At 53.8% G+C, this 12,430-nt stretch carries 11 protein-coding genes; 7 read left to right on the top strand and 4 right to left on the bottom strand.

Annotated features, from left to right (window positions below; genetic code table 11):
• The first annotated feature begins 230 nt into the window (after nt 1-230).
• The 5 genes from K2F33_RS12450 to K2F33_RS12430 all read left to right on the top strand — a co-directional run bounded on the left by K2F33_RS12450 (nt 231) and on the right by K2F33_RS12430 (nt 6,947).
• The gene (locus K2F33_RS12450) at nt 231-1,988 is read left to right on the top strand and encodes a cache domain-containing sensor histidine kinase (protein WP_263881854.1); all 1,758 of its coding nucleotides are present in this window, start codon (nt 231-233) and stop codon (nt 1,986-1,988) included.
• The gene (locus tag K2F33_RS12445) at nt 1,981-3,546 is read left to right on the top strand and encodes a response regulator (RefSeq protein WP_263881853.1); all 1,566 of its coding nucleotides are present in this window, start codon (nt 1,981-1,983) and stop codon (nt 3,544-3,546) included. Before K2F33_RS12450 ends, K2F33_RS12445 begins: the two co-directional genes overlap by 8 nt.
• Before the next feature lie 118 nt (nt 3,547-3,664).
• Nucleotides 3,665-5,005, top strand: coding sequence for an ABC transporter substrate-binding protein (locus K2F33_RS12440; RefSeq protein WP_263881851.1), 1,341 nt, complete (start codon nt 3,665-3,667; stop codon nt 5,003-5,005).
• Between the two features lie 197 nt (nt 5,006-5,202).
• On the top strand, nt 5,203-6,102 hold the full coding sequence (locus tag K2F33_RS12435; RefSeq protein ID WP_076173801.1) for a carbohydrate ABC transporter permease: 900 nt from the start codon (nt 5,203-5,205) through the stop codon (nt 6,100-6,102).
• Nucleotides 6,103-6,107: 5 nt separating this feature from the next.
• Complete coding sequence (locus K2F33_RS12430; protein WP_373309615.1) at nt 6,108-6,947, top strand: carbohydrate ABC transporter permease; 840 nt, start codon at nt 6,108-6,110, stop codon at nt 6,945-6,947.
• A gap of 90 nt (nt 6,948-7,037) precedes the next feature.
• On the opposite strand, the gene K2F33_RS12425 is transcribed toward K2F33_RS12430, so the two are convergent.
• Nucleotides 7,038-7,472: an Rrf2 family transcriptional regulator gene (locus K2F33_RS12425; protein ID WP_076173802.1), complete on the bottom strand. Its 435-nt coding sequence runs from the start codon at nt 7,470-7,472 to the stop codon at nt 7,038-7,040.
• Nucleotides 7,473-7,626: 154 nt separating this feature from the next.
• Between K2F33_RS12425 and K2F33_RS12420 the strand changes: the two genes are divergently transcribed.
• Nucleotides 7,627-8,415 carry an alpha/beta fold hydrolase gene (locus K2F33_RS12420; RefSeq protein ID WP_263881850.1) on the top strand — a complete coding sequence of 263 codons (789 nt, stop codon included), beginning with the start codon at nt 7,627-7,629 and terminating at the stop codon, nt 8,413-8,415.
• 141 nt (nt 8,416-8,556) lie between these two features.
• Here K2F33_RS12420 and K2F33_RS12415 read toward each other — a convergent pair whose 3' ends face one another.
• On the bottom strand, nt 8,557-8,934 hold the full coding sequence (locus K2F33_RS12415) for a hypothetical protein (RefSeq protein ID WP_084204087.1): 378 nt from the start codon (nt 8,932-8,934) through the stop codon (nt 8,557-8,559).
• 400 nt (nt 8,935-9,334) lie between these two features.
• Nucleotides 9,335-9,934, bottom strand: coding sequence for a hypothetical protein (locus K2F33_RS12410; protein WP_084204088.1), 600 nt, complete (start codon nt 9,932-9,934; stop codon nt 9,335-9,337).
• A 337-nt stretch (nt 9,935-10,271) separates the two neighbouring features.
• On the opposite strand from K2F33_RS12410, the gene K2F33_RS12405 reads away from it, so the two are divergent.
• Nucleotides 10,272-10,718 (top strand): DUF6843 domain-containing protein, encoded by a 447-nt coding sequence (locus K2F33_RS12405; protein ID WP_263881849.1) that lies wholly within the window; start codon nt 10,272-10,274, stop codon nt 10,716-10,718.
• A gap of 213 nt (nt 10,719-10,931) precedes the next feature.
• Here K2F33_RS12405 and K2F33_RS12400 read toward each other — a convergent pair whose 3' ends face one another.
• Nucleotides 10,932-12,428, bottom strand: coding sequence for a DEAD/DEAH box helicase (locus K2F33_RS12400; protein ID WP_263881848.1), 1,497 nt, complete (start codon nt 12,426-12,428; stop codon nt 10,932-10,934).
• Between the last annotated feature and the right edge of the window lie 2 nt (nt 12,429-12,430).

Raw genomic sequence — 12,430 nt, 5'->3', positions numbered from 1 at the left:
CACCTTTTTTACATAGAAAAAGACGTTTTCAGCAGAGAATCCCATATTAGGCTTCGGTCTAATAAACATGCAAAATCACGACATCAGACCATCCTAATACCGATATCCCAAAGGTCTCCGAATCGTCCCTTGGTCCCGGTCCTAGGCCTCTCCTGCCTGTTGACAGCGTTTCCAAAGCGATGACATAATGTTGTACAAAAATCCCGCCTAGGCGGGCGGAGGGAGTAGCCGTGCAGACTTGGAAGAGCCGTTTCAGGCATATGAAAATCAAGAACAAGCTGTCCATCCTGATCGCTTTTATCGTTGCCATGACCTTTGCCTTTGCCCTGATTGTGCAGCAGTACGCCTTCTCGGTGTACGACGAGCAGCTGTACGTGAAGTCCTCCCGCGTGCTGTACCTGTCGTCTTCTGCGATTGAAAAGGAGCTCGAACGCCTCGAGCAGCTGTCCTTCAACATTATCACCGACACGCAGATCCAGTCCCAGCTCAAATCCATCGCCCAAAGCGACTCCGATTACGATCGCTTGACCCTGCGCAAGCACATGGTCGACAGGCTCCTCACCTATGTCGGGTCCGAGCCCTCCCTCTACTCAATCCATATGGTCGATGCGGCCGGAGCCCAACAGGATGTCGGCAGCCTGGTTCCCATCCAGGCCGGAAAGCGGGACGTGATCCTCAGGCTGGCGGACAACGCCGAAGGCCAGGCGCGCTGGACCTTCCCCGACGCATCCGATCCGGCCCTGATTCTGACCCGTCAAGTCCGTTCCTACTCGGGCACCATGTTCGACTTGCAGGATATCGGCACCATTTTCATGCGGATCAACATGGAGCGGATCGTGCACGAGCTTGGCGCCGGGGAAGGCGACCTCATCGTGACCTCCGGGCCCGACGTGATCTATCCCTCGCAGCCGCATTTCGATCCCGCCCTCATCCAGAGCTCCATCACATCCGAGACCGGATATTTTATCAAGGAAATTCAGGGAAAAACGTACTTTGTCGCCTATAACCGTTCTTCCGCCACCGGGTGGACCTACCTGAATGTGACCCCGTTCAACCAAATTTTCCGGCAGATCGTCCTGATCAAGGAAATCGTTATCGGTGTCTTCATTCTGATATTTGCCTTCGCCATTCTGTGGGGCATCCGCTTCTCCCGGGGGCTGACCCGCCCGATCGAGAATTTGATCGCCCGCATGAAGCTCGCGGAGAAGGGGAACTTCGCCGAAGCCAACATCCTTGCCGGCGACCAGGAGCCGCCCGCGATGGACGAACTCGGCCTGCTGCACCGGACGTTCCGCCTTATGGTGGAGAGGATCAACGACCTGATCACTGAAAATTACGCCAGCCGCCTTCTGATCAAGGAGACCGAGTTCAAGGCGCTGCAGGCGCAGATCAACCCGCATTTTCTGTACAACACGCTAGAGTCCATCAACTGGATGGCCAAAATCAACAAACAGACGCAAATTTCGCAAATGGTGCAGGCGCTGGCGTTTCTGCTCCGCAATTCGGTCAGTCTGAAGGAGCCGATCCTGACGCTGAAGGAGGAGCTGGAAATGGTGCAGCATTACATCACGATCCAGAAATTCCGGTTTGAAGAGCGTCTGTCCTTCCACATGGACGTTCCCGAACGGGAGCACTTCCGGAAAATTCCGAAGCTGACGCTCCAGCCCCTGCTCGAAAACGCGATTCATTATGCGCTGGAGCCTTCCGTCGGCACGTGCACCATTTCCTTGACCAGCCGGGAGGAAGCGGACGCGTTTGTCCTCATCGTCGAAGACGACGGCCCGGGCATGGCGTCAGATACGCTTGAGCTGCTGCGGGAAGGCAGGCTGACCACGGCGGGGAACGGCATCGGCCTGCTTAACATCGACGAGCGGATCCGCTTTGCGTTCGGCGAGAATTACGGGCTATTCATCAACAGCGCCCCCGGTCAGGGGACCCGCATTCATATCAGGTTACCGAAAGAAATGGAGGGATCCGAGCATGTATAAAGTGCTATTGGTGGATGATGAACGCATCATATTGGACGGCATTTCGCAAATGGTCGACTGGCAGGCCTTCGGGACAGTGCTGACGGGAACGGCCCAGAACGGATTGCAGGCTTACGACCTGATCGCAGCTGATCCGCCGGACATCGTCATCAGCGACATCCGGATGCCCGGACTCGACGGGCTCGGGCTGGTCGCCCAAACCTATGCCACCCACCCGAACGTCAAATTTGTGCTGCTGTCCGGATTCGGGGAATTCGAATACGCCAATCGTGCCATGCAGTACGGGGTCAAGCACTACCTGCTCAAGCCGACCGACGAGACCAAAATCGCCGAAGCGCTGAAGGAAGTGACGGCCGAGCTGGATCAGGAACGCCGGCGTGAAGCTTTTACCCTGGACATGAAACGCCGCTTTGAGAAAGTCATCCCTCACGTCAAAGAACAGGTGCTCCGCGAATTCGTCATCAATAAAACCTACGGACGGCGGGATCTCGAGGAATACCGCAGCCTGCTTCCCTGCGACTTCGGGCGCCCCGTCCGGCTGCTGCTCTGCCATATTGAGGGCGAAGCCGATTATGAGCACCAATTTGCCGTCAAAAATATCGCCGAGGACCTGCTGCAAACGGCGCTGATGAGCACGACGCTGGGCGACCACGCGCTGATCCTTATCTCCGACCCGGAGGATCAGGAGCTGCTTCACAGCCGGCTGCAGGATATCCGCCGCACTTTCCGGCTGTATTACAAAATGAACGTGACCGTCGCCGTCAGCGATCCCGGTCCGATCACGTCCGCGCGGAAGCTGTACCGCGAAACGCTGCAGTGTCTGAACTACCGCTTCTATCTGGACGAGAGCGGGATCATTACACGGAAGGACACGTTTGTGCCCGACGGCGGCGTCAGCGAGTTCGCTTTTGACGAAGAGCGCCTGATGCTGCCCGTTCGCTCGGGTGACCGCGAAGAGGCCTCGCTCGCCCTTTCCGAGTTCATCGCCGAGCTCAAACGGGCCCAGCTCGGCATCGAAATGACGAAGTCGTACGCCATTTCGATGTATGCCGCGCTGGTGCGCCTGGACGGACCGGAACGGATGGCGGAGGCCTACAAGCGGATATCCGAGATCGCCGACATGGGCTCGCTGCAGGCGATTCAGTCGTTCCTCGAAGAGACGGTCCGGGACATGGCCGGGCGCAACTACGAACGGAATGCATTTAAATACAACGCCATCGTGCGGAAGGTGATCGACATCGTGGAGGAGCAGATCGGCAACGCCTCCCTGTCGCTGAACCTCGTCGCGCACGAAATGCTGTACATGAACGCCGACTATCTAGGCAAGCTGTTCAAAAAGGAGACCGGCGAGAAGTTCTCCAACTACGTCATGCGCATCCGGATCCAGCGGGCGACCGAGCTGATGGCCGAAAACCCCGATGCCAAAATATTCGAGATGGCCGAGCAGCTCGGCTTCGGCGACAACCCGCAATATTTCAGCCAGGTGTTCAAAAAACAGATGGGCTGCACGCCGTCGGAATATATCCGGAAGCTGACGGGCGGCATCTCTGCTTTTTAAACAAACAGGTCGGTTTTTTTCCTTACCCGGATCGCCGCAAGCGTTGATAATTGGAAATGTAAGCAGTATCAGATAAAGCACATCAATCTACCGTTAATCCTATGGGGGAGGAAATGACATGAGAAAAGCGTTAAGCGCCGTTCTTCTTTTTTCCTTGATCACCGGCCTGATCGGCTGTTCCGCAGGGGGCAGCAGCGACAAATCGGCCAGCGGAGGCGACGCCGCGCCTGCGACGACTACATCGGCCGGCGAGAGCAAAGATCCGGTCAAGCTTCGCATCGCCTGGTGGGGCGGCCAATCCAGACATGATTACACCCTGAAAGTGATCGAAATGTACGAGAAGCAGCATCCAAACGTTACGATCGAGCCCGAATACGCCCCGTTCGACGACTATTGGAAGAAGCTCGCGCCGCAAGCCGTCGCCGGCGGGCTGCCGGACATCATCCAGATGGACATTTCGTATTTGAGCCAGTATGCCAGCCGCAACCAGCTGGCCGATCTGAAGCCGTTTACCGACAGCGGTGCGCTGAATGTCGCCGACGTCAGCGAGAACGCCCTGAAGGGCGGCGAGGTCGACGGCAAGCTCGTCGCCATGAACCTCGGAGTCAACGCTCTGCAGACGACCTTTGATGTCGAGACGATGAAGAAGAACGGCATCGACATCCCGTCCAAAGACTGGACCTGGGACGATATGGGCAAGCTTGGGGAGCAAGCCAAGGCCAAAGGCTTCCAGATCGGCGGATTCGCCTATCATCATGAGGTGTTCTTCCCGTATTACCTAAGAACGATCGGCCAGAAAATGTACAGCGACGACGGCAAAACGATCGGCTATGCCGACGACCAGGCTTTTATCGATTATTTCACGCGATATCAGCAATGGTATGACAAGGGCTACATCCTCTCCCTCGACAAAGAAGCGCAGAAGAAGGGCGTCGCCGAAGAGGACGAAATCGTTCTCGGCCACTCCATCTCCGGCATCGGCTGGTCCAACCAGTTCCTTGCGGTGGCGAATCTGGTCAAGGACCGTCCGCTTGAGCTGAATCCGATGCCGGGTCCAGGCACGAAGGAAGGGCTGTTCCTGAAGCCTTCTATGTACTTCTCCATTGCGGAATCGTCCAAGCAGAAGGAGGAAGCGGCCAAGTTCATCAGCTTCTTCATCAACGATATCGAAGCGAACAAGCTGATCAAAGGCGAACGCGGGGTGCCGGTATCCTCCAAAGTGAAGGATGCACTGAAGCCGATCCTGACCGAGAACGAAGCGAAAATCTTTGATTATGTTACCTGGGCCGAGTCGAACAGCAGCCCCGCTGACCCGCCGAACCCGATCGGATCGGTCGAAGTCGAGAAGCTTCTGCGGGATTTGAGCGAAAAGATTCTGTTCAAGAAAATTCCGATCGACCAGGCGGCTGCAGAATTCCGCAAAGAGGCCAATGCCATCCTGGCCCGCAGCCAGAAATAACCTTAGGGGAATCCTCATACTGCCTGAAGGAGCCGGGCCCCGGTCGGGTTCGGCTCCTTTCCTTGTGGCTTAGGTGAGAGAACGTGCCCTATAAACTCTCCAGTTTCAGAGGAAAAGCCGCGGTTTCTTCACCGGCTGGCTACTTTCGCTCACAATACCGTACGTATCCAATTTTGTAAGCTTAGGGGTTGACGATAATGAAAAGGCTGCGGGATAACGAGCACCTCACCGGTTACGTATTCACGTCTCCGTTCGTGCTGGGCTTTCTGATCTTTACGCTGTATCCGGTGCTGTCTTCGCTGTATTATTCCTTCACCGACTACAACCTGATGGAGGCGCCGAACTGGCTCGGCCTGGACAACTACAAGCGGATGTTCATGGAAGACGACAAAATCGGCAAATCGTTTCAGGTCACCTTTACGTATGTGCTGGCCAGCGTGCCGCTCCGTCTGATCTTTGCCCTGTTCGTCGCCATGATCCTGAACGTAGCGACGAAAGCCGTGGGCCTGTACCGTTCGGCCTTCTACCTGCCGTCCCTGATCGGCGGCAGCGTCGCGGTGTCGATCATGTGGCAGCAGATCTTCGGGGATCAGGGGCTGGTGAATTCCTTCCTGAACCTGATCGGCATCCACACCTCGACCTCGTGGATCGGCAATCCGAGCACCGCGCTGTGGACCTTGATCGCCCTGTCCACGTGGCAGTTCGGCTCGTCGATGATCATTTTCCTGGCGGGGCTGAAAAATATACCGAAAGACTACTATGAGGCAGCGGGCGTGGACGGCGCCAATGCCGTCCGGCGGTTCTTCAACATCACGCTGCCGATGCTGAGCCCGATCATCCTGTTCAACCTGACGCTGCAGACGATCTCGGCATTTATGACGTTTACGCCGGCCTACATTATTTCCCGCGGAGAAGGCGGTCCGCTCGACCAGACGCTGCTCTATTCGCTGTACCTGTACCGCAAGGCGTTCTCGCATTTTGAGATGGGCTACGCTTCGGCACTCGCCTGGGTAATGCTGCTCATCGTCGGGTTCCTGACCCTGCTCATCTTCAAATCCTCGACCCGCTGGGTTCACTACGAGACGAAGGGAGACTAACGGCCATGACCATGTCCACACCCAAGCGCGTTTTGTACCATGTGCTGGTCGGCATCTTCGCCCTGTTCATGATCTATCCGATTCTATGGCTGGCAGCCAGTTCCCTGAAGCCGAATGACCAAATTTTCTCGACCGCCTACAGCCTCATTCCAAGCCGGCTGGAATTCGCCAACTACGTCTCGGGCTTCAAGGGATTCGGCGGGACGACGTTTGCGACCTTCTTCAAAAATTCGTTCATCATCGTCATTCTGTCGACAGTCGGCGCCGTCGCCTCTTCGGCCCTCGTAGCCTTCGGCCTGGCGCGCACAAAATTTTTCGGCCAGAAGTTCTGGTTCGCCGCCATGATGACCACGATGATGCTGCCGCAGGACGTCGTCCTTGTGCCGCAATACGTCATGTTCGCCAAGTTCGGTTGGCTCTCGTCCTTCAAGCCGCTGATCGTCCCGCATTTCTTCGGCACGCCGTTTTTCATCTTTCTGATCATGCAGTTTATCCGCACCATTCCAGGCGAACTGGACGAAGCCGCGAAAATCGACGGCTGCAGCAAATACGGCGTGTTCTATCGGGTGGTGCTGCCGCTCATCGGACCGGCCTTGATCACCAGCGCGATCTTCTCTTTTTACTGGAGATGGGACGACTTCATCAACCCGCTCATCTATTTGAACAGCCCGGATAAATTCCCGGTCTCCCTTGCGCTGAAGCTGTTCCTCGACGGCGAATCGCTGAACAACTGGGGCGGCATGTTCGCTATGGCCACACTGTCGCTTCTGCCGGTCGTGATCGTATTTTTCATCTTCCAAAAATACATCGTCGAAGGCATCAGCACCACCGGTTTGAAAGGATAACAATAGAGTTTTCTATAGCATGCCGCCCATGGTGCTCAATATAAAACAAAGACCGGATTCCTTAAGTAAGGAAATCCGGCCTTTTTCATGTTAACTTTCAATTTCTACGATTCCGCTCTTCACCATCGAATCAATCGTAATGCCCGACAATTCGTTCTCCATCGTCGTTTGGACCTTCGTGTAAACTCCGTCTAATAAATACGGCATTTTACTTCCTACCGGACAAGTCGGGTTAGTATCTCGATGAATCATAAAAATCTCCTGGTTATCTTCCATCGTAGCACGGTATACATCCAGCAGCGTGATTTGATCCGCCTTTTTGGCCAGACTTATCGCGGCATTCGTTCCAAGAGTCGATGTAATAAGACCGGCTTTCGTAAGCTTTCTCATGATTCTTCTAATCACCGCCGGATTGGCGTTCACGCTCATCGCAAGCAATTCGGACGTCGTCCGGCCATTTTTATTAAATTCAAGAAAGCATAAAATATGAACCGCTACAGAGAACTGTTGGCTTCGATTTCCCATTTTTGCGAAGTCCTTCTTTCCGATTAAAGCTTATGTTTAGTGTATTGATTTTTAAAAAGCAAATCAAACTTAAAATAATATCTTGACTTCTAGATCGCTAGTTTATAATATGTAACAGTAACTGTTACTGATACTATTATTGGGAGTGGATCATATGCATTATCATGTTAACGGCGTCGAACTTCATGTGGAAGAGCAGGGCCAAGGAGACACGGCTCTTGTGTTTTTGCACTTTTACGGCGGGTCAGCACGAACGTGGACGAAAGTGGTTGACGTTCTCAAGGAGGATTACCTTTGTATAACCTATGACCACCGCGGATGGGGAGACTCAGATAAGTCAGCTGTATCTTATACCATTCAGGATCTTGCCGATGACGCACATGCGCTTATTCAAGAGCTTGGTTTGAAGCGTTATGTGCTCGTTGGTCATTCCATGGGCGCTAAAACGGCGCAATTGTTGGCTTCACGTCATCCGGCCGGTTTAGAAGCTTTGGTCTTAGTTGCACCATCTCCCCCGACACCTCAAGATATGCCGCAAGACATGAGAAATGCCATGGTTCATTTTTATGATTCGCGTGAAGGAGCAGAAATCGCTTTGGGCAATATCGCCCTGCTTCCCCTTGAAGAGCATATCCGAGAAATGGTGCTTGAGGATATGCAAAGGAGCGCACCTTTAGCCCGTGCGGCATGGCCTGAAGCCGCAATGCTTGAGGATATATCCGCAGAAGTGAACAACATCCGTGTTCCTACCCTTGTGCTCGCCGGGGAATCTGATCCGGTAGACCGGTTGGAAACACTAAAAAGCGAACTGCTGCCGCGCATACCTCATGCAGAGCTACGCGTCATTCCCCAGACCGGCCACCTTTCTCCCTTAGAAGCACCCGGCGAAATCTCAGAGGGAATCTCCCATTTTTTGGCCAAGCAGAAATGGGGTAATGGCTAATAATAAATGGAAAACGGCAGGTCAGCTGTAAGCTGAATCCCTGCCGTTTTTTGCGCTTACACTCCTTGTGACGGAAAAACGGAAGCTGCGCATTTATCATGCTGTTGTATGGTATGAGGTGCCTCTGCCGAGGCCTGCCGTTTACTTTTTCTCGAACAGACCGAGACGGTTATTGGGCCGGCCGTTCAACCGGATCCCATCGCCATTCTTGCTGTTCTTGCGCTTGGTACCGTTCAGGCGGTCTGTCAATTCGTTAAACCAGGCTTCGTCATAGGTGGCCAGTGCTATGTCAATCAGGCTTTCGACGTTGTTCTTATCGGCAAGCGGGTTGACCGGCAGCGATCTCAGCCAGGATTCACGTACACCGATCACGCGTCCAACCGCTTCCTCGTTGTCGGACTGAACGACGCGTACTCTCGCGATGCCTTTCTGAGCGTCCACCGTCTCAATGTATCCGTGAATAAACTCACCGTCTACCGTCTTCCCTTGGACCCAATCGCTAACTTCGAATCTCATCATTCCACCGCCCATCTTTAAGTATATACAAACTGTAACCAGAAAAATCACAAAATGAATATACTGTAATGATACTAAACACAGTTGGGAATGTCAAATCCGCCAACGACCATTTCGCAAACGACCGATTACATGGATGAGAAGCCACCTGCCGCCATATCCCCCATCTATAGTATATGCAGCTAACGGGCGATAGGTTCGTTACCGCCTTTGGAATGCGACCTTTAAACCTAGTCCGATATACAGCGCTCCTACAACTTTGCCGCTAAGTCGGCCCAAACGACGGATCCATGCCGTCCGCCTGAAAGCCGTCCTTGCAGGCTGACCTGTGGAACACACCGGGCTGTTGCACGCTAACTGCCGATTCCCAACGGATCCAATGTGTGCATGAGCTCTCAGTTTTCTAATGAAGATCATCGCTGCGGCTCTGCAGCCATTGCTGGAATTCAGCGGGTGTACTCACATCATCATCCAATACGGCCGAATAAATATCGAAGCTTTTCACTTGATTTCCATATTCGGCCCGCTTTGCCCATTCGGTTTTGATGCTTAAAATAGCAGCTGTCTTGGCAGGGGTAAGGCGTGCGGGCATCGTTTGAATATGCAGCAAATCGGGCTGTTTGTCAGGCTCGTCTACAAACCAGATATCCAGCTCCCACCGGTGGCCGTTTGCGGACCCGTAGGTCAATCCAAGAAAATAACCGTCTGGGTAAGCCGGATCGGTGTTCCATTGGCCCGTATCGTTAATAAATTTCATCTCCCGTACTCCCGGATTGGACATCAGCTGCAAAGCAATTCCAGAGACCGCAGCCATATCCAGTTTGGAGCAGACCACCGTCACATCCAAGTCTCTCCAAGCCATTAAACCTAGCGCAGCGCTCCCTACGATTACGGGCTTACCGGCTGCTGCCAACAATGGCATCAAGTTCATTTCTTCAGCAACCGAACCCGCCTCAACCTGCAGCTGCTTTTGGCGGGCAAGCAAATCCTCTTGGTTCATCATCGTCCCTTCACCCTTTCGATATCCGCTAAACTGGTCTTATTTCCTCCGGCTTTCAAATTCGCCGCTTCCAGCAGCATCATGTTCTTCGTCCTCTCAGGAAAAGATAGCCGGGTATCCTCCAAAATGTTCTCTTAGCATCATTATAGTGTTTTTAGAGAAATTTTAAGAGGAAATCGATAGATGAACTGCATGATTTGGTCAGCACGAGATATGGGAGGTTGATCCTTGGCATCCTCTTTTTGATGAAAGTATTATTCGGTTTTTCCGTCGATCATTATGGAAAGCTGTTGTAATATAATGTAAGAACTTTAATGAACGAATCAAAGGCGGTGAAGATTTGAAAGGTCTGATTAGAGCATATAAGGTATTCATTGTCGTGTTTGCCGTCATTGTGGTTGCTGCCATTGTGATTGGGTCAAGAGGTCTGAATGGGCAGGAAAATCATACTTATGTACTGCCGGCCGGGTACACAGGATGGGTAGCGGTCATTTACAATCAAAAGGGTTATCCCGAGCTCCCGAAAGAGGGAGACGCCATTGTAAACCGCATTCCGAAAAACGGAGTTTTGAAGACGTCGAGCGCACCGACAGCCGGCGGGATGACATTTTTTTATGCAGATGATCAAGGTCAACGGACTGAAGTGGGGATGGGAATGATTCAAGGCCAGCACATGGGCACGGATACGATCCCGCGTCCGGACGGTACGAAAGAAGAAAAAACGATCAATGCGTTTTATGTCGGCACCGAGCAGCAGTATTACGCTCATTTACAGGAGCAGCCATGATAGATCAAACTTAAAGCCACACTGCTGTTATCCTCCAATCATCCACTATTAATAGCAGCTGTAGCGCCCCGTCCACTGAACCCCTCCCTCAGACTCCTTCTTTTATGGAAAATACAAAATGACCCACAGGAGGGTCACGGGCAAAGTGTCCTTCCTGTGGGTCATTGATCACAGATCATCTGTGGTCAACGCGTAAAACGTCTAAACTCCATATTAATGAGACGAACTTACCTTATTTCTAGGGTCCGCCCCACTTGGTTTCGGTCTGCGGTTCGTGCGTCCGTTGGAATTTCCATTTCCATGCCCCTTGGACTTGTCGTTCGCATTTCCCTTCGAATGGCCTCCCGCATCACGCTTCAAGCTGCTGTTCGCGTTCCGATCAGGTTTGCGGGCACCGCTCACCGCCGCCTTTGGGGCACGATCCTGCTTCGGTTTGCCCCGCTGCTGCCCATCGTCCGTCCGCCCTTTACGGGCATCTCCAGCCTGCGGCTTGCGGGAATGGCCAGCTTGCGTCTTACCCGGCCGGTTTGCCGCGGAATTCCCCAATGGGCGATTTGCCGCTGCCGCTTGGGGCTCCATCGGATAGTCATGCCCCTTCACTTCAGGAATGGCCTTGCCGATCAGCTTTTCGATGTCCTTCAGGTACGGCAGCTCGTCCGCTTCGCAGAAAGAGATTGCTGACCCGCTCATCCCCGCCCGGCCCGTGCGGCCGATACGGTGAACGTACGTCTCCGGGATATTCGGCAGATTGAAGTTAATGACATACGGAAGCTCGTCAATATCGATCCCCCTGGCGGCAATGTCGGTCGCCACCAAAATGCGCGTCGTCCCGTTTTTGAAATGGTTCAGGGCGTTCTGCCGGCTGTTTTGCGATTTGTCGCCATGGATCGCCTCCGCCGTAATGTTCGCCTTCTTCAGCGCACGCGCCACCCGGTCGGCTCCCCGTTTGGTGCGGGTAAACACCAGGGCCGACTCGATCGACGGATCCTGCAGCAGCTGGTTGAGCATCTGCAGCTTGCTTCCTGCCGCCAGCAAATAAACCGACTGCTCGATTCGTTCGGCGGTTGAGGAGATCGGCGTCACTTCCACTTTTACCGGGTTGACGAGCAGCGTTTGGATCAGGCCGCTAATTTCCGGAGGCATCGTTGCCGAAAAGAACAGCGTCTGCTTCCGCTTCGGCATGACGGCGATAATCCGCTTCACATCATGGATAAAGCCCATGTCCAGCATCCGGTCGGCTTCATCCAGCACGAGCATTTGAATATGCTGCAGATCGATGTGCTTCTGATGGATCAGATCGATGAGCCGGCCCGGGGTGGCGATCACGATATCCGCGCCCTGCTGCAGCGCCCGTTCCTGCGGCTTTTGCGGAACACCGCCGACAATGACCACCGCACGCAAATCGGTATACTGGCTGTACGCCTTCACGTTATCCATAATCTGAATGGCCAGCTCTCTCGTCGGCGTCAAAATAAGCGCGCGGACCCTGCGGCCCGCCCCCGGTTTGCGGGGCTCCCGGCTCAACAGCTGTATGATGGGCAGGGAAAATGCAGCGGTCTTGCCGGTTCCCGTCTGGGCGCAGCCCAAGAGATCCCGTCCGGCCAGCACGGCAGGAATGGATTGTGCCTGAATCGGCGTCGGCTCGGTATAGTTCTGTTTGGCCAGCGCTTTTAAAATATTCGGGTCAAGCTTCAAATCTTTAAAGTTCATAT

Origin of the sequence: Paenibacillus sp. PSB04 (assembly GCF_025809195.1) — a bacterium.
GTDB classification, from domain to species: Bacteria; Bacillota; Bacilli; order Paenibacillales; family Paenibacillaceae; genus Paenibacillus_AQ; species Paenibacillus_AQ favisporus.
This window is presented reverse-complemented; position numbering and strand designations above follow the sequence as displayed.

Excerpts from the sequence above, each read along its gene's own strand:
- K2F33_RS12445 (WP_263881853.1), top strand. The coding sequence starts at position 1,981 with ATGTATAAAGTGCTATTGGTGGATGATGAACGCATCATATTGGACGGC.
- K2F33_RS12440 (WP_263881851.1), top strand. The coding sequence starts at position 3,665 with ATGAGAAAAGCGTTAAGCGCCGTTCTTCTTTTTTCCTTGATCACCGGC.
- K2F33_RS12435 (WP_076173801.1), top strand. The coding sequence starts at position 5,203 with ATGAAAAGGCTGCGGGATAACGAGCACCTCACCGGTTACGTATTCACG.
- K2F33_RS12430 (WP_373309615.1), top strand. The coding sequence starts at position 6,108 with ATGACCATGTCCACACCCAAGCGCGTTTTGTACCATGTGCTGGTCGGC.
- K2F33_RS12425 (WP_076173802.1), bottom strand. The coding sequence starts at position 7,472 with ATGGGAAATCGAAGCCAACAGTTCTCTGTAGCGGTTCATATTTTATGC.
- K2F33_RS12420 (WP_263881850.1), top strand. The coding sequence starts at position 7,627 with ATGCATTATCATGTTAACGGCGTCGAACTTCATGTGGAAGAGCAGGGC.
- K2F33_RS12415 (WP_084204087.1), bottom strand. The coding sequence starts at position 8,934 with ATGATGAGATTCGAAGTTAGCGATTGGGTCCAAGGGAAGACGGTAGAC.
- K2F33_RS12410 (WP_084204088.1), bottom strand. The coding sequence starts at position 9,934 with ATGATGAACCAAGAGGATTTGCTTGCCCGCCAAAAGCAGCTGCAGGTT.
- K2F33_RS12400 (WP_263881848.1), bottom strand. The coding sequence starts at position 12,428 with ATGAACTTTAAAGATTTGAAGCTTGACCCGAATATTTTAAAAGCGCTG.